Here is a 16,148-nt window from a genome sequence, read left to right as displayed (position 1 = left end):
TGGGGGTGTAAAGTATGTAAGTTCAGGCACAAAATATGTGCGGCTTACCGGGACGCACAGTGGGGGCAGTAAAGCGTCATTATTGAAGAGTTTGGAGGTTAGTAGTGGCACTTCGCCCGACATAGATTTTAGTTACACGGGAATCTGTCTCTCCACCCCCACCACCTTCACCTCAATCAACACAAGCGGCGACATCACCACCTACTCCTGGGACTTCGACGGCGATGGGATAGAAGACTCGACTGACCCTAATCCGGCTTACCAATTCTCATCAGCCGGAGAATACGAAGTAACCCTCACCGTCCAGAATGACGGTGGGTGCTCCAACACGTCACGGCAAACCATCGGCATTTACGACATAAGCGAACCTGATTTTAGCATCACCTATAATGGAGGCCTTTGTAGCAACAACACACTTTCGCTGAAAGACTTAACCCCCAACCTGCCTCCCGACAGCCTCGTCACCTGGACGTGGGACTTTAATGGTGAGGCCACCATCCTGGGAAAGGACACCACCTATGCATTTGCTACCGCTGGAGAGAAAATCATTACACTAACCGTTGGCATACCGGGTTGCGAAGCTTCTGTGAGCAAAACAATAAACCTGTTAGAGGGGCCGACAGTAGGATTTACCGTGGGCAGCAATTGCATTAGCCCCACAACGCAGTTCAATAACACAACCACTGGTGACGGAATAACCGGCTACACTTGGGATTTCGGGAACGGCTACACGAGCTCAGTAGAAAACCCCGAAACGTTCTTTGAAACCATCGGCGACTATCAGGTGAGCCTCACTGTGAACAATGACTTAGGCTGCGAAACTACCTTTACCGAGAAGGTGGCGATAAGTGCGATACCTGTGCCTGATTTCAAACATGATCTTGCTTGCAGCGGCGCAGCGGTGCAATTCACTGACCAAAGCACTGCGGAAAATGCCAATATCACAGAATGGAGCTGGGATTTTGCAGGTCTTGGCACGTCCAATGAACGGAATCCGATATTTGAATTCCCAACTGCAGGAAAATATACTGTTACGCTGTCTGTTAGTTCGAACTACGGGTGTTCCAAAATACTTACCAGAGAAATTGATGTGCTGCCATCACCAACGGTCGCATTTTTAGTCAACACTGGTTGCGAGGGACAGGCCACAACATTTGTTGACCAGTCCACAAGCGACGCCGAGAATCCAATTGTTGATCGCTTATGGAGTATCAATAATCAGTTCTACAGCTCTGCAACCGTCAATGAGGTTTTCAAAAACCCTGGGAGCTACGACGTTACGCTACAGATAACCACGAAAAACCTGTGCACCATTTCATTAACAAAGACCGTACAGGTCAATGAATTGCCATCAATTGATTTCGGATTCACTTCTGCTTGTGTCAACGAATTAACAGAGTTCAACGACTTAAGCACCAGCCCTGATGACCCCATCATTAGCAGGAAATGGGATTTCGCTGGCCAGGCGTCTGCAAACGGCCCCAAGGCCTACTATCAGTTCAAACAAGCAGGGAACTATAACGTAAGCTTGTTCCTAAAGACTGAGAAAGGGTGTGAAATATCCATCAGCAAGAATGTGACAATTAATAACTCACCTGTGGCAGCCTTCAGTCATTCACTGTCTGTAGGTCAGCTACCGGTGACAGTTAATTTTACAAATGAATCAAATGGAGCGACGGCTTATTCCTGGTTTGTCGGTGACGGTGTCGCCTCTGTTAGCAACGAGCAGGACATCAGTCGGGTGTTTGATAAAGAGGGAGACTATTTGGTAAGCCTCGTCGCATTTAACGAGTTTGGATGCTCAGATACTACAACTAGCGTGGTCACTGTTGCTCTCCCAAAAATAGACCTGCAACTTCGGTCGGTTAACTACACCGACACAGAAGGGAAGCTTAGATTTATTCTGAATATCGCCAATCGAGGCAGTATAGCGCAGACGAACTTTCCCATCGAAATAGTAGTTGATGACCGGGTCACCATTTCAGAAAAGTACAACGGAACTGTAGCGCCGGGCAAGTCAGTTTCTCATTCTTTACAATTTGAGTTGGTGATTGCCAACAGCCCTGTGGAAAAGGTATGTATTAAGCTTGTGCCCATTCTAAAGGACGGAGAGTTTGAATTTTCACCTCAGGACAATTCAAATTGCCTTTCATTTACTGAAGGGTTCCTTGTGAACAACCCATACCCTAACCCCGTGGATGACCGTCTTACATTTGAGCTGATTCTCCCAGAAGCAGGTGATGCCGAAGTTACCGTGTTAAGCATGACGGGTCAACCGATGTTTTCCGAAAAGTATTATGCTCTTAAGGCCGGCCTAACGTCGTTGTCACTTCAAATGGCTCACTTTAACAAGGGAATCTACTTACTTAGAGTGCAAAGCAAGGGAAACGAAGCAGTCAGGAGAATTGTGAAAAGGTAAAGCACGGATTCTCTTTCCTTCCATAGTGGTATTCACCCTTTCAGCAGTTTAAGGAATATTATTTGGAATAGGTCAAATTGACAGAAGTTCCTTTTGGTGACAATTTATTGCAAAATTTTATACGCAATGCCAAATTCCTTTAATAAATTACTGGAAAATGACAGATATCAAGAAAATTTTAGAATAAAGTATATTATACTTAGCTTTGTAGCAAATTTTATTTGGCGACCCATATGATGAATAACCTGAACGTTAAACTGGATAAGACTGATCGAAAGATTTTGGAAATTCTTCAGTCTAATGCCAAAATTACCAACGCCCAACTCTCCAAAGAAATTGGACTTTCTCCGGCCCCCACACTCGAAAGAGTAAAAAAGCTGGAAACTTCCGGGCTTATCAAAAGCTATCACGCAAAGCTTGACACAGAAAAAATTGGGTTAGGGGTTAGCACGTTTGTGCAAGTAACTTTAAAGGGCCACAACAAGAGAAACATAGATAAGTTTCTCGATGAAATTAATCGAATCGAAGATGTGATTGAGTGCCATCACATTACTGGTAGTGGTGACTTTATTTTGAAAGTAATTGCCAAAGACATCGCCTCCTATCAAAAGCTTATGCTTGAGAAGGTAAGCGAAATTGAAGTAGTCGACAGCCTCCAGTCTATGGTAATTCTTGCTACCTTTAAGGACAGTAAAGTTCTACCAATTCCTCAGTAAAAATGCCGAAGGTTCAGCAGACGGCTACCCGCCGTAACATGATATTGGACAAGCCTCAAGTGCTCCAAAAGCTTCGAAGAATGGCTTTTGAGATTGTTGAGTTTAATCTCGACGAAAAGGAAATAGTGCTGGTCGGCATCTATGACAAAGGCTTTGAGATCGCCAAAGAATTGCTTGTGGAAATGGAGGGCATCGCAAAAATGAAGCTAAGCCTGGTCAGGCTTGATATTAATAAGGACGATCCTTCCGCAGACGAGATAAAACTCACCTGCCCGCCTGAGAGCCTCAGAAATAAATGCGTTGTCCTGGTGGACGATGTGCTCAACAGTGGACGTACCATGGCTTACGGTATGAGCGTTTTACTTAGTGCGGATATCAAAAGGCTTGAGACTGCCACGTTGGTTGATCGTAGCCACAAGCGATTTCCCATTAGTGCCAATTACAAAGGCTTCGAGCTCTCCACTACCATCGACGAGCATGTAGAGGTGGTGTTAGGCAAGGGCATGGGTGTCTACCTTTATTGAAGCCTGTTTTGCTTGTCGGAATCGATTATGGAAGCAAATGCTGGTACTACCAGCATTTGCTTCCAATTAGGTGGGGAGATTCACTTTTTATCCAGCCGAAAAGGACAGGACGCCGATCAAATGATTCTGAAGTTCGGCCAGCACCACAATCCACAGCTTATTTTCCTTGATGCTCCATTGTCTCTTCCTGGCGTCTATCGTGATCATTGTGCTGAACATAAGGACTACTTTTACCGGGCTTGTGACAGGCAATTGAGTGCTATGTCTCCTATGTTTCTGGGTGGGCTTACCGCCAGAGCAATGAGACTGACACGGATGCTTCTTACAAACCAAACTCAGGTGTTGGAAACTTATCCAAAATGGCATGCACATCGTCTAGGGCTACCTGATTTCGGCTACAAAAGTGGAGTTGAGCACATTCAAAAATGTACTGAAGTAATTTTGTCTGAAACAGCAATAACCTTGCGCCGGGAGCCTGAGTCATGGCACGAGCTAGATGCCCTTCTTGCACTGGTCACAGCACAACGGTTCAATAAGGGAGAGCATTCGGTGGTTGGTGAGCACGAAGAGGGGTTAATTTACCTGTAGAGAAATTTTAACCCAGTAGCTCTTTCAAAATCAGTTCTTCGCAACGGTCTGTCCATTCTCTGAACTCGGTTACTATCGGCCTATGACTTGGTAGGTAGTCAATGACCTTTGTCAGGTTAAACGACTCGGAGCTGACGCCAGCTCCCGCCTGAACCGCATCCAGGGCATTGCAGGCCTGTTCATAATGGCCCTGCACAGGCACCATCATCACGGGCTTACCAAGGTACATAGCTTCACAAATAGACTCGAAACCCGCTGTGCTCACGTATGCTTTGCACTGGCTCATAAGCTGGAGAAACATGGTGTCGCTGAGCTGATGGAAAGTGAGTGTGTCGTCGACACGATGAGGATTTGGCATTCCTTTTTTGTCCCAAAACGACTGAACCTTTACCGATGGGTTGTCACTGTGCCATGACTCTATTTCTTTGCTATAGCCGTCATTTACCATATAAGTGAGAATGAAGTCGCCTTCTGTTGGTTCAAGCTTCATCACCTCTTTCCTCAACAACGGGGGAACTACTACCACACCACTACTCTTGTCTTCCGGGTAGCAGGCAAATGACAGAGCCAGCAGCTTTTTAGCTCCCCAGGCGGTCAGCTTGTTGTTATTAAGCAACAAGTTTTTGTTGAAGCCTTGTTTATTTGGAAACGGAAAGTGATTGTGGTAGGCGAGATACTGATGGCCAATACATATATATTCGGCTTTTGGCTTATAAAGTCCATTATATAGGCCACCAAGGAAATCGTAAAAGTTAATAATTACGTCTGGCTTTGTCTCTTTAACTATGTTGTTGAGCAATTTGAGGCTTTGAACATAGTTGGAAAAATGAACCAGGTTATGAGTGATGGTCGGACCTATTTTTACCGATTTATTATTTTTGTCCGCCACAAAATTTGGGCTGGAGATGCCGGTGAGTGGGCAGGTAATTCTGTTTTGAAAGAAAGAGGGCGTTTCTCGCCGGGAGCTCCTTCCAACCACAACATGCGCCACTTCCTGCCCTGCCGCCGTCAGCATTTCAAACAGTGAAATTGCCTGCGTCATATGACCACGCCCTTCACCCTGGACAATAAAAAGAAACCTTTTTGGACTGGTTGGCATTCAGGAAACGACCTAAAATTACAGATTTAGAAATCCACTCCTCAAAGAAGGATAAATGTTTAAGTATTTCAAGCCTTTTTCTTCATTTTCCAGTTCTTCATACAAAGCTCTTTGAGATTCGGTGTAGAACACATGTTTCCATTCACCGTTGGGATATTCAACCAGAGCCGATCCCGAAGAGAGCCAATCACCTGAATTCATGTAAACCACCCCATCTATGGTCTTAATAGCGGGGATGTGTAAATGTCCACAAATAATACCATCGTAGCCGCCGTTTTTGGCGAACTGACAAAGCGATTGCTCGTAAATTTCAATAAACCGATTTGCTATTGGCAATCTGCTATTCACCTTTTCGGAGAAAGGGGTGTTCCTTACACCAATTACGGCTCTTAAGTTATGTGCCTGATGATGAAACCAAAAGAGCAGGCCATGAGCTTTTTTGCCAAGGCTGGCAAGCCACCTGAATTGCCCCTTATAGGTGTCGAAAATATCACCATGAATTACAAGAAATTTCTTGCCATTTGACTCATACTCCACTCTATCGACCAGTTTCAAAGCTCCCATTTCGAGTGGGAGCAAGTTGTTCGGCAACTCGTCGCTATTGCCTTTAACAAATGTGATGGCGGTGTTATTCTCGGCTACTTTTTGAGAAAGTGCCTTTATGAACCTCCAGTGCCTTTTCTTCCAAAGCTCTGGTTTGTTATAGCTAAACCGGTCAACGATGTCGCCGTTTAAAATCAGGTTCTCACAGATGCTGTGTTTCAGAAAACTGATCACATCTTTGTGTCTGGAACCTCTGCGCCCCAGGTGAATATCAGAAAGAACAATGGTTTTATAATAATCCTTCACATTCCCACCTTTCCCCAAAGGTAGGCTTGGGCAATTACTGCACCTTTATGTGCGCTTTATCAAATCAATAATTTGAAAACCCTTTGCAGGACTTGATCCGGCGGTTGATATAGTCAATTACCTGGCTAACGGTGGTAATTCTTGAGGCTTCTGAACTGGGAATGGTAATATCAAACTCTCTTTCCAGCTCCATTACCAGCTCCGCATAGTCCAGTGAGTCTATCCCGAGGTCTTTATAGAAAGACGCATCAGGCGTTACTTTCGACAACGGGCAGGCCAGCTTGTCAGCTAAAATAGAACGTACGGTCTCCAGTGTGCTTCCCATTTCAGTCAGGGTGAATAGTAAATCTATCCATTATGGAGGAAAAACGAAACTGAAAATGAGATTTTTGGATTAGCTAAACCTCAGCACAAACTCAGTGCCCTGGTTGATGACAGACTTCACTGAGATCGACCCCTTGTGCTGCCTCATGATCTGTTTCGACAAACTCAAACCAATGCCGGAGCCACTCTTCTTGGTAGTAAAGAAGGGGATGAAAATCTTCTTCAACGCATCTTCTTCAATGCCAGGGCCATTGTCAGTGATCGAAATTGACACGCTATTATTTTCAAGTCCGTTGGCCGAAATGATCAAAAGCTTTTCCTTGTCCATTTCATCGTTTTCCTCCAGCGCTTGAATAGCATTTTTCACCAGGTTGATCAATACCTGCTCAATTTGCTCTTTGTCCACCAGCACTTCAAGGTTCTTGGGTTCTACCTTGTAAGTGAGCTTAATTTCTCCCCGCTCTATTTCATATTTTAAAAGCATGAGAACATGGTCGAGTAGGTCACGCACCTTGGTTTGGGCCAGCTTGGGCATGGTAAGCCTTGTCAGGTTCCTAAAGTCAGAAACAAATTTTATCAGGCTGTCACTTCTCCGGTGAATGGTTTGCACAGCCAGGTACAAGTCCTGAATTTCTTCATTGGTAATTTTATTGACCTCGGCACCATTTTTTAACTGTAGGCCAAGCTCTGACTCGACAGTGCCAGCAAGCGAGGAAATAGGTGTCACGCTGTTCATTATTTCGTGCGTCAGCACCCTGATCAGGTTCTGCCACGCCTCCATTTCCTTTTCTTCCAACTCACTTTTGATGTTCTGAAGAGAAATAAGCTTGAACTCCTCTCCCCGCATGGTTAGCTCTATGGCATAAATTGCCAACTGTACTTCCTCCCCATTGCGCTCGATTTTTATCAGGTCTCTGCCACCTGTTTTTAGCATAAAAAATCCATCAACAAGTACCTGGCTAATACTTTTCAGGTTCGAAATGTTTTTTATTTGCCCGATCTGTAGCAGGTTTTTGGCGGCGGTATTGAGCATTTGAATTTCGCCATGTTTGTCAAACGTGATGATGCCAATGCCCACGTGCTGAACGATGGTTTTGTAATAAGTGTACTGCGCTTCCTTTTCGGCTCTGATGTCCCTGAACTTCTTCATTACATTATTGAATTGCTCATAAAGCAAGTCAATGGAGCCACCGGTATTTCTGTATGTATAGGTGTTGGAGAAGTCGTCGTATTGGATGGAACTGAGAAAGTTGGCAATCTCCCTGTTTGACTTGTCCAGATAGTGGAAAAGAGCATATACCTGATAGCCAATCATCCCTATCACCAACGCTTTGGTCAGGTCATAGGAGTCGTTGTAATACAGGTGTGTAAGCAGGAAGATTGAGCCAATCAGCAGCACAACCCTAATAATCAAAGCAGCTTTGAAGCTTTTAAAGGCCATGCTTCTCCATTCTTCTGTAAAGGGAAGCCCTCGTTAATCCAAGTTCTTTGGCCGCCTTGGAAATATTACCCCCGTGCCGGTTAATGGCCTTTTGAATCACCGACTTTTCTACATCATCCAAATTGAAGGTTTCAGGCTCAGCTTCTGCTTTGCTCTCAGCTTTCTGATTCAAAAAGAAAAAATCGTCGGGCGACAGCATATTGGAATCGCTCATGATAATGGCCCTTTCCAGTGCATGTTGCAGCTCCCTGATATTACCGGGCCACTGATATTTCTGTAGCTTCTTGAGTGCGATGGGCGACATTTTTTTGATGGGCTTCCTATACTTGCCGCAATACATCTTGATAAAGTGGTCGCAAAGCAGCGGAATATCGTCCATTCTTTCTCTCAGCGACGGGAGGTGTATTTCAACAGTATTGATCCGATAAAGCAAGTCTTGGCGAAAGGTACTCTCTTCCACCATTTCGTAGATTGGCATATTTGTGGCACTGATCAGGCGGATGTCCACAGGGACAGATTTGTTGGTTCCCAGCCTTACCACTTCTCTTTTTTGCAACACAGTGAGCAACTTGCTCTGAAGTTGCATGCTGAGGTTTCCAATTTCATCCAGGAACAGAGAGCCCCCATTGGCAGCCTCAAACCTCCCGGCTCTGTCGTCTTTGGCATCGGTGAAAGCACCTTTTTTGTGACCAAAAAGCTCACTCTCAAACAGCGTTTCCGTAATGGCGCCCATGTCAACCCCGATAAACACCTTGTCTTTTCTCAGCGACTTTTGGTGGAGTGCCCGGGCGATAAGTTCTTTGCCTGTGCCGTTTTCTCCTAAAATCAACACGTTGGCATCCGTTTGGGCTACTTTGTCAATGATATTGAATACCTGCTTGATGGCATCGCTTTCGCCGATAATGTCCTTGAAAGGCTGATTTATTCCTTCTTCGAGCGCCTGCTTGGCCTGCTTTAGCTGGGTAACTTCATTTCTTGATTTTTTCAGTTTGGCTGCTGAAGAAAGTGTAGCAATTAGTTTCTCATTTTGCCATGGCTTCAATACAAAATCAGTTGCCCCTTCCTTGAGCGCCTTCACAGCCATTTCTACGTCTCCGAAAGCAGTTATGAGTATGACCACGGCTGTTGGCTCTCGTTCAAGTATTTGTTCCAGCCAATAAAAGCCTTCTTTTCCACTGGTTATGTCCTTGCTGAAATTCATGTCCAGAAGGATTACGTCGTAGGTGTCGTTGTTGAGTAGAAAAGGTATTTTCTTTGGGTTTTTTTCTATGATCACATTCTCCGCATGCTTCCTGAGCAGCATTTTGGCTGCAAGCAGCACATCTTCGTCGTCATCAATGATTAATATCTTTCCAAGTTCTTTATCTGATTCCATAAGTTGTAGTTATCCGCTCTGTTAAATACATCACCAGTACTGTGCCAAAGGTAAAGGCGCTGATTATTAAAATGTTATGAAGGTTTATTGAGATTTTTATGTACGAATATGAACATTTTCTGTCCATAATCATAACATTACCCGGCATAGATTTTCATCAAAACCATATTTCCATACCTTTGAATTAAATCATAAAGAATTAGCAAACAGAAAAAAGGTAGACATGTCAGTAGCAAAAAATGGACATCCGGTAAAAGTACATTATACAGGGAAGTTGGAAGACGGGTCGGTGTTCGACTCTTCGGAAGGTCGTGATCCTCTTGCCTTTACTTTAGGACAAGGGCAAATGATACCAGGTTTTGAACAAGCCGTGCTCGGAATGGCTCTGGGTGAAGTAAGGGAAGCAAGCATCCCCAGTAAAGAGGCCTACGGTGAAAGGAGTGACGAGCTTTTGGTGGAAGTTCCAATAGCCCAGGTGCCCGCCGACATAAACCCAGAAATTGGAATGCAACTCGCCATCAACGATGGAGACAAATCACGGCCTGTGGTTGTCACTGCTGTTGAGCCAGACAAGATAGTGTTGGATGCTAACCACCCTTTGGCTGGAAAAGACCTTACTTTTCAAATAGAATTGGTCGAAATTGGCTGAGTGGCCTGTTTAACTTGAATTGTTAATATGAATGAAAGCCCTGTAGAAATGCGGGGCTTGTTTTTTATATAGTAGTCACCTTCTTGGTAAGGTTGTGCTTCTGGTTGCCCACCTCAACAACAAATAGCCTCATTTTCTCGTCAGAAAAGTTGTACTTCTTGGTAAACGAAGCGCCTGGTTTTGCTTCTTCTTCAGCTATTAGATTGCCTATGATATTATAAATCTTGATCTTAACCGGGTATTTATAGGGGTTTTCGAAGGCCAATTCGAATTCACTTCTGCCGGTAGGGGTTAGCGAAAAGTCAAGCCTTGAATCTGTAATCAGTCCCTTATGGTTGATGGCCTGCTCCACAATTTGCGAACGAACTTTATTAGAAACCCGACCAGAGTCTAAACTAGCGGCACCATTTTGATCCTGTATTGGTTGGGCCGTCACCAGGCCACCTGAATAAATGGCCAGTAGTGCCAGGACAAATCCCAGTAGTAAAATGAATCGTTTTGATATCCGTAGTTTCATATAAAGTAGTGTGCTTTCGCATTACATTGGCAAAAATACTGCCAGTATCCTCAACAACCCTCAGTTTTCGCACCTTTTTTTAACGTAAGAGCCTCTGAGCGATTATTTGGAGTCTTTTTTGAAGAAATGTTTCCACTTGCACACCTTGTCTAGAGACCTCTTGCCAATGCCTGGCCAGCCCTACCGTTATTTGTGGGGCAAAGGCTGTATGGGAAATGACCAAAGCCACACGACTAAAAATTCAAAATTTAGAGGGAAGGAATTTTATTTTAGAGCCGATTGTTTTATATTCGTGTGTTGTTGTGGATTAAGATTTGATTAGTCCTTTTTATTTTGAGTTTTTGACCTTGAGATTCAGGCGAATGCCTGAATCTTTTTTTTTTGCCTGTTCTTCAGGTCTTTCCTTTTGCTCAATAGCGAACACCAACCGCTCCTAAGTGTACATAATCGAACTATTTCGCAAAACCAATCAAACCGTAATTGATTAATAATCAGCGATTTGTAATTTGTGGCATTTTTGTTGGAGATACTGGCACGGACTTGAAATATCTTAGCAAATGGATCGTGTAATTAAAAAGAAAACATTTACTCTCAAGAAAGTCGCCATTTATGGGCTTAGTGGCGCATTTGTACTTTTTGTTATATACAGTTTTGTTTTTGCAGACCGAAGCTCCAAGCTCAATGTGTCTGTTGATAAAATCAATGTAGCTGAAGTACAAAATGGTGAATTCAGGGAGTTTATCCCTGTCGATGGACAGGTCATGCCTATCAAGACTATCCGATTGGATGCGATAGAAGGCGGTATTATTGAGAAGAAATTCTACGAGGGTGGTATTCAGGTAGAAAAAGGGGACACTATTTTAAAGCTCACTAACAATAATTTGTTGCAAAGCTTCATAAGGGAGGAAACCCAGGCGTTCATCTTGATGAACCAGCTTCAAAACACGAGGTTGCAGATGCAGCAGAGTTTGTTCCAGCTACAGCGCACGCTGATTACGCTCGACTATCAGATTGCTCAGGCGAAGGATCTTTATGAGAGAAGCGAGCAGCTTTTCAAGGAGAAGGTAATTTCTGAACAAGAGTTTTTGAGAGCTAAGCTTGACTATGAAAGGCTGATTAAAACAAGGGTTGTTGAAGTAAAGTCTCAAAAGGTAGACTCTTTGAATGCTGAAAACACTATCAACAACTCTCAGGCATTGCTACAGAGAACAAACAACAACCTTAACATGATTCGCCAGAACCTGGAGAATTTGTACATAAGGGCTCCTATTTCGGGGCGTTTGTCGACTGTGAACGGCGAAGTGGGTGAGTCAATTTCTCCCGGTCAAAACATTGGCCAGATTGATGACACGAATGGGTTTAAGGTAAGGGCGCAAATTGATGAGCACTACCTGGCCAGAATATACGAAGGGTTGAAGGGTACATTCGACTTTGCGGGAGGGACTTATGAGCTCACAATCATGAAGAACTACGGAGAAGTAAGAAATGGCCTGTTTGAGGTGGACATGTATTTTGAGGGAGACGTTCCGGATGGAATCAGAAGAGGTCAAACGCTTCAGATACGTCTGCAGTTGAGCGAGAATATTCAGGCGATACAGATTCCAAGGGGAAGCTTTTATCAGACTACAGGTGGCAATTGGATATTTGTAGTGGATGCGAGCGGCGATTTTGCGACACGCAGGAACATTAGATTGGGACGTCAGAACCCACGGTTTTATGAAGTGTTAGAAGGGCTGCAACCAGGAGAGAAAGTTGTTGTCTCTTCCTACGAGGGTTATCAGGATAAGGATCGATTAGTTTTTAAATAAATAAACCAATATCTAACCATATACATATGGAAAATGCTAAAACTGTCATTAAAACAGTAGGACTGAAGAAGTTCTACTACACAGATGAGATTGAAACAACTGCCTTAGCTGGAGTTAATCTTGAAGTGCGTGAGAGCGAATTTGTAGCTATCATGGGGCCGTCTGGTTGCGGCAAGTCAACTTTGCTTAACATCATAGGTCTGCTTGATAACCCATCTGAGGGTGATTTTCACTTCATGGGCCAGGAGATTTCCAAGCACTCGGAACGCCAGAGAGCGGATTTGAGAAAAGCTAATATTGGATTTGTATTCCAGAGCTTTAACCTGATTGACGAACTCACAGTGTATGAAAACATTGAACTTCCACTTATCTACTTGAAGTATTCTGCGGCTGAGCGCAAGAAGAGGGTAGAGGAAGTAATGGAGTCGATGAAGATCATGCACAGAAAGAACCACTTCCCACAACAACTTTCGGGTGGTCAGCAGCAGCGTGTGGCGATTTCGAGAGCGGTGGTGGCCAAGCCTAAGCTGATTCTTGCGGATGAGCCTACTGGTAACCTTGACTCTGCCAATGGCCAGGAAGTTATGAACTTACTGAGCGACTTGAACGAGGGGGGGACTACAGTAATCATGGTGACTCACTCTCCAATAGACGCAGAATATGCGCACAGAATCATTCACCTGTTCGATGGTCAGATCGTTTCTGAAAACATCAATGCCAAGGACAAGGCGATGGTATAAATCAAAATTTAAGGACTAATACGCACCAGGCAGGAGGGTTTTACTTTCCTGCCTTTTTATTTTAGCGGAGTGAGTACGACACAATAGGATTCTACCTTTGCAAGAGAAAACACTTCGAACGTATGTTACAGCTAATTTTGGGAGTTGCCCTTTTTGTTTCGCCTTTTCAGGGAACCAACCTATGGAGGGTTTTCGAAGGAGTGAAATTTGAAAGCAGGTACATCGAGAATGAAAAGGCATCGTTCTACATACCTCAATTTGACCAAGAATTGCTCCAGATGGAGGGGAATAAGTATACCGTGAAAGGATACTACCTTCCAATCGACCTCTCGTCGGAGGGCATTGTGCTGTCAAGATACCCTATGGCAACCTGTTTTTTTTGCGGCGAAGCAGGGCCTGAGTCGGTGATGATGATATTTCCAACCGAGAAGTTGGAAGGGCTAAAAATGGATGATGAACTAACTTTTGAAGGCACGCTCAAGCTAAACGATGATGATGTGTATCAGCTTAGCTTCATCCTAACAGACGCTAAACGGCTGTAAATGAACAAAGGGGCATTCACCCCTTTGTCTACGATTGATCGACAGTAGTAAAACCCTCTTACAGGTTATCTTAAATGCTTTAGAATTCTAATTTAACCTTCTTGGTGTAAAGTAGAGCAATATCTGATTCTTCTTTTAGTTCTCTAAGCTTGTCTTCGAAAGCGGCAGTTTCCTGATATCTGATGAACAAGGCAATATCAAGAGCTTTAACGAATTCGTCTCTCGCTGCTTCTTCAGTTACATCACCCTTCTTAATCGCTTTTTTGTAGTACTTATCAAGTTTCTTAAGGGAGTAGTATATCGCTGGCTTTTCAACAACAGTTTTGGTAGTTGGGCTATTTGGTGTGCCTTCTTCTTTCCATGTGTAAGAATCTTTAAGAAGTTCCAGCTTCACTGCGATGTCTGACCCAAGATAGTGTCCACCAACAGCTGCCATATTTACATTGCTGTCATCCAGCTTGTCTTCTACAAAATTGAAAGAGAATACATCCGACTCTTGCGAGTATCCCACAAGAGACAGTCCAACGAACATGGCGGCAAGAAGTAATCCTTTTTTCATAAAGCTTATAGTTTACAGTTTAACATCAAAGACTAGCAGCAAAATTAAATTTTCCCTTAAGTCAGCTACAAATATCGGTAACCAAATCCTAAAAAAAAAATATTGACAGCAAATTGAATATAAGAAAAGTATTATTTCTTCATTTTTTGAAGAGTTGGAAGCGAAAACGTTTGCTAACATTGATGTTTTGCGTATTATCTAACAATTGAAACGTTTTATTGATTTTATGATACATATTTCGACGCTTGATTGATTGTGAAGTAAGGGAATATACGGATTATTGATGGGTAAAACTACTGATACGACTCATTTTTCCGTATACTATTGCTTGAAAAGTGCAATTTTTTACATCAACGAATGCTATTGTTTCTCATACTGGTTTCTTCGTTCAGGAAAGCTTGATTCAGAACATGCTTCTGTTTTTTGTCAGAATTACTTTGCCTGAATGGCAGAATGCGGACATTTTTGAAGAGAGATTCAAAATTATTTTTTCCGTCATCGTCTAAATTTCAAGTGCTGCCTTCACTCTGAACTAAAGGTTAATTCTTCGAATGTTTAAACTTCCAGTAAGTGCCCCGCACTGTAAGTGATTGATGAACAGAAAAATACAGTGTGCGGCGGTAGGACGCCCGACTCACCACTCGTATAAATACTTTTTTTATAGGCAGGGGATTGGTATTTACTTGGCCGCATATCAACTAACTCAATTAATATTATGCGGTATGGAATTTTATATAAGTTAAGTCTGATTTTACTCTTTTTGCCAGGGTTAATCAGTGCTCAGGTCATTAACAGTGAAATGTTCCAGGGTTTATCGGCACGAAGCATCGGCCCTTCTGGAATGAGTGGGAGGGTAACGTCTTTCGATGTGGACTTATCCAACCCAGACATTATATATGTTGGGTCAGCTTCTGGCGGCCTGTGGAAATCAGAGAACGGAGGCTATAAATGGATGCCAATCTTCGATGATCAGCCGGTAACCAGCATCGGTGCAATTAGTATCTATCAGCGAAATCCAAATATTATTTGGGTTGGCACAGGCGAGGGCAATCCCAGAAATAGCCACAATTCTGGAAATGGAGTTTACATGTCAAACGATGGGGGTACCACCTGGAAACACATGGGATTGGAAAACACCCGTAACATCCACCGGATTTTTGTTGACCCCTTCAATCCCGACGTGGTAATCGTCGGTGTGCAGGGGTCAGCCTGGCAAGATACGCCTGACAGAGGTGTGTACAAGACGATAGATGGAGGAAAGACCTGGAGTAAAATTTTGTATGTAAACGAAAGAGTAGGAATCGGCGAGATGGTGCGGGATCCAACCAACCCCAATAAATTCATTGCCAATATGTGGGAATTTCGCAGGTGGCCCTGGTTCTTTAAGTCTGGTGGTGCGGGCTCAGGGATGTATGTGACCATGGATGCAGGAACAACCTGGAAAAAGATTACGAGTGAGGATGGACTACCTGAAGGCGAACTGGGTAAAATGGGACTGGCAATAGCGCCGGGAAAGCCGCAGGTTGTTTACGCTATTGTTGAGGCAAAAAAGAACGGGTTCTACAAGTCGGAAGACGGCGGTTTTACCTGGACGTTGGTGACTACTAAAAATATCGGGGACAGGCCGTTTTATTATGCGGAGATTTATGTAGACCCATCGAATGAGAACAGAATCTACAATATTTTTAGTGGCACCACTGTAAGCGAAGACGGCGGAAAGACTTTCAAAACATTCACAAATGTGGGCCGACTCCATGGCGATAATCACGCCTTTTGGATTCACCCCGACGACCCAAGCTTCATGCTCATCGGAAATGACGGTGGAATGGGTGTAACGAGAGACAAAGGCGTAACTTGGTATTATCCTGAGAATCTGCCTTTAGGGCAGTTTTATCACATCAGCGTGGATAACGATATTCCGTTCAATATATATGGTGGTTTGCAGGACAATGGATCTTGGACGGGGCCGAGCAGTGTATATGTCAGAGGACGGGGCGA

16 protein-coding genes are annotated in these 16,148 nt (G+C 43.8%); 9 read left to right on the top strand and 7 right to left on the bottom strand.

Annotation, left to right across the window (positions count from 1 at the left end; translation table 11 throughout):
• From RIG68_RS01390 to RIG68_RS01375, 4 genes are all read left to right on the top strand, one after another.
• On the top strand, positions 1–2,419 hold a 2,419-nt coding region (locus tag RIG68_RS01390; protein ID WP_350117963.1), incomplete at its 5' end, for a T9SS type A sorting domain-containing protein.
• A 233-nt stretch (positions 2,420–2,652) separates the two neighbouring features.
• On the top strand, positions 2,653–3,135 hold the full coding sequence (locus tag RIG68_RS01385; protein ID WP_152001046.1) for an Lrp/AsnC family transcriptional regulator: 483 nt from the start codon (positions 2,653–2,655) through the stop codon (positions 3,133–3,135).
• A gap of 2 nt (positions 3,136–3,137) precedes the next feature.
• Positions 3,138–3,659, top strand: coding sequence for a phosphoribosyltransferase family protein (locus tag RIG68_RS01380; protein ID WP_350117961.1), 522 nt, complete (start codon positions 3,138–3,140; stop codon positions 3,657–3,659).
• Positions 3,660–3,671: 12 nt separating this feature from the next.
• Positions 3,672–4,247 (top strand): hypothetical protein, encoded by a 576-nt coding sequence (locus tag RIG68_RS01375; RefSeq protein ID WP_350117959.1) that lies wholly within the window; start codon positions 3,672–3,674, stop codon positions 4,245–4,247.
• A 7-nt stretch (positions 4,248–4,254) separates the two neighbouring features.
• On the opposite strand, the gene RIG68_RS01370 is transcribed toward RIG68_RS01375, so the two are convergent.
• From RIG68_RS01370 to RIG68_RS01350, 5 genes are all read right to left on the bottom strand, one after another.
• Positions 4,255–5,346, bottom strand: coding sequence for a glycosyltransferase family protein (locus RIG68_RS01370; protein WP_350117957.1), 1,092 nt, complete (start codon positions 5,344–5,346; stop codon positions 4,255–4,257).
• 18 nt (positions 5,347–5,364) lie between these two features.
• Positions 5,365–6,195, bottom strand: coding sequence for a UDP-2,3-diacylglucosamine diphosphatase (locus RIG68_RS01365; protein WP_350117955.1), 831 nt, complete (start codon positions 6,193–6,195; stop codon positions 5,365–5,367).
• Positions 6,196–6,259: 64 nt separating this feature from the next.
• Positions 6,260–6,520, bottom strand: a complete 261-nt coding sequence (acpP, locus tag RIG68_RS01360) for an acyl carrier protein (RefSeq protein WP_350117953.1) — start codon at positions 6,518–6,520, stop codon at positions 6,260–6,262.
• Between the two features lie 69 nt (positions 6,521–6,589).
• On the bottom strand, positions 6,590–7,960 hold the full coding sequence (locus tag RIG68_RS01355) for a sensor histidine kinase (protein ID WP_152001040.1): 1,371 nt from the start codon (positions 7,958–7,960) through the stop codon (positions 6,590–6,592).
• On the bottom strand, positions 7,950–9,335 hold the full coding sequence (locus RIG68_RS01350) for a sigma-54-dependent transcriptional regulator (protein ID WP_152001039.1): 1,386 nt from the start codon (positions 9,333–9,335) through the stop codon (positions 7,950–7,952). The genes RIG68_RS01355 and RIG68_RS01350 overlap by 11 nt, the downstream gene beginning before the upstream one ends.
• Positions 9,336–9,558: 223 nt before the next feature.
• Between RIG68_RS01350 and RIG68_RS01345 the strand changes: the two genes are divergently transcribed.
• Positions 9,559–9,984 carry an FKBP-type peptidyl-prolyl cis-trans isomerase gene (locus RIG68_RS01345; RefSeq protein WP_350117951.1) on the top strand — a complete coding sequence of 142 codons (426 nt, stop codon included), beginning with the start codon at positions 9,559–9,561 and terminating at the stop codon, positions 9,982–9,984.
• Between the two features lie 64 nt (positions 9,985–10,048).
• Here the strand turns inward: RIG68_RS01345 and RIG68_RS01340 are convergent, their stop codons facing one another.
• Positions 10,049–10,501 (bottom strand): T9SS type A sorting domain-containing protein, encoded by a 453-nt coding sequence (locus RIG68_RS01340; protein WP_350117949.1) that lies wholly within the window; start codon positions 10,499–10,501, stop codon positions 10,049–10,051.
• 557 nt (positions 10,502–11,058) lie between these two features.
• On the opposite strand from RIG68_RS01340, the gene RIG68_RS01335 reads away from it, so the two are divergent.
• The 3 genes from RIG68_RS01335 to RIG68_RS01325 all read left to right on the top strand — a co-directional run bounded on the left by RIG68_RS01335 (position 11,059) and on the right by RIG68_RS01325 (position 13,591).
• Positions 11,059–12,309 carry an efflux RND transporter periplasmic adaptor subunit gene (locus RIG68_RS01335; protein ID WP_152001036.1) on the top strand — a complete coding sequence of 417 codons (1,251 nt, stop codon included), beginning with the start codon at positions 11,059–11,061 and terminating at the stop codon, positions 12,307–12,309.
• A 26-nt stretch (positions 12,310–12,335) separates the two neighbouring features.
• A complete protein-coding gene (locus RIG68_RS01330) occupies positions 12,336–13,049 on the top strand; it encodes an ABC transporter ATP-binding protein (RefSeq protein ID WP_152001035.1) in 714 nt (237 codons plus the stop codon).
• A 122-nt stretch (positions 13,050–13,171) separates the two neighbouring features.
• Positions 13,172–13,591, top strand: a complete 420-nt coding sequence (locus RIG68_RS01325) for a hypothetical protein (RefSeq protein ID WP_350117948.1) — start codon at positions 13,172–13,174, stop codon at positions 13,589–13,591.
• Between the two features lie 79 nt (positions 13,592–13,670).
• Here the strand turns inward: RIG68_RS01325 and RIG68_RS01320 are convergent, their stop codons facing one another.
• Positions 13,671–14,150, bottom strand: a complete 480-nt coding sequence (locus RIG68_RS01320) for a hypothetical protein (RefSeq protein WP_152001033.1) — start codon at positions 14,148–14,150, stop codon at positions 13,671–13,673.
• A gap of 841 nt (positions 14,151–14,991) precedes the next feature.
• On the opposite strand from RIG68_RS01320, the gene RIG68_RS01315 reads away from it, so the two are divergent.
• A partial coding sequence (locus RIG68_RS01315) for a WD40/YVTN/BNR-like repeat-containing protein (RefSeq protein WP_502880599.1) occupies positions 14,992–16,148 on the top strand: 1,157 nt, incomplete at its 3' end.

Origin of the sequence: Imperialibacter sp. (genome assembly GCF_040222385.1) — a bacterium.
Lineage (GTDB): Bacteria > Bacteroidota > Bacteroidia > Cytophagales > Cyclobacteriaceae > Imperialibacter.
This window is presented reverse-complemented; position numbering and strand designations above follow the sequence as displayed.

Bases quoted from the DNA above. Each gene is read 5' to 3' on its own strand.
- RIG68_RS01330 (WP_152001035.1), top strand. From the start codon at position 12,336: ATGGAAAATGCTAAAACTGTCATTAAAACAGTAGGACTGAAGAAGTTC.
- RIG68_RS01370 (WP_350117957.1), bottom strand. From the start codon at position 5,346: ATGCCAACCAGTCCAAAAAGGTTTCTTTTTATTGTCCAGGGTGAAGGG.
- RIG68_RS01355 (WP_152001040.1), bottom strand. From the start codon at position 7,960: ATGGCCTTTAAAAGCTTCAAAGCTGCTTTGATTATTAGGGTTGTGCTG.
- RIG68_RS01325 (WP_350117948.1), top strand. From the start codon at position 13,172: ATGTTACAGCTAATTTTGGGAGTTGCCCTTTTTGTTTCGCCTTTTCAG.
- RIG68_RS01340 (WP_350117949.1), bottom strand. From the start codon at position 10,501: ATGAAACTACGGATATCAAAACGATTCATTTTACTACTGGGATTTGTC.
- acpP (WP_350117953.1), bottom strand. From the start codon at position 6,520: ATGGGAAGCACACTGGAGACCGTACGTTCTATTTTAGCTGACAAGCTG.
- RIG68_RS01385 (WP_152001046.1), top strand. From the start codon at position 2,653: ATGATGAATAACCTGAACGTTAAACTGGATAAGACTGATCGAAAGATT.
- RIG68_RS01320 (WP_152001033.1), bottom strand. From the start codon at position 14,150: ATGAAAAAAGGATTACTTCTTGCCGCCATGTTCGTTGGACTGTCTCTT.
- RIG68_RS01335 (WP_152001036.1), top strand. From the start codon at position 11,059: ATGGATCGTGTAATTAAAAAGAAAACATTTACTCTCAAGAAAGTCGCC.
- RIG68_RS01380 (WP_350117961.1), top strand. From the start codon at position 3,138: ATGCCGAAGGTTCAGCAGACGGCTACCCGCCGTAACATGATATTGGAC.
- RIG68_RS01350 (WP_152001039.1), bottom strand. From the start codon at position 9,335: ATGGAATCAGATAAAGAACTTGGAAAGATATTAATCATTGATGACGAC.
- RIG68_RS01345 (WP_350117951.1), top strand. From the start codon at position 9,559: ATGTCAGTAGCAAAAAATGGACATCCGGTAAAAGTACATTATACAGGG.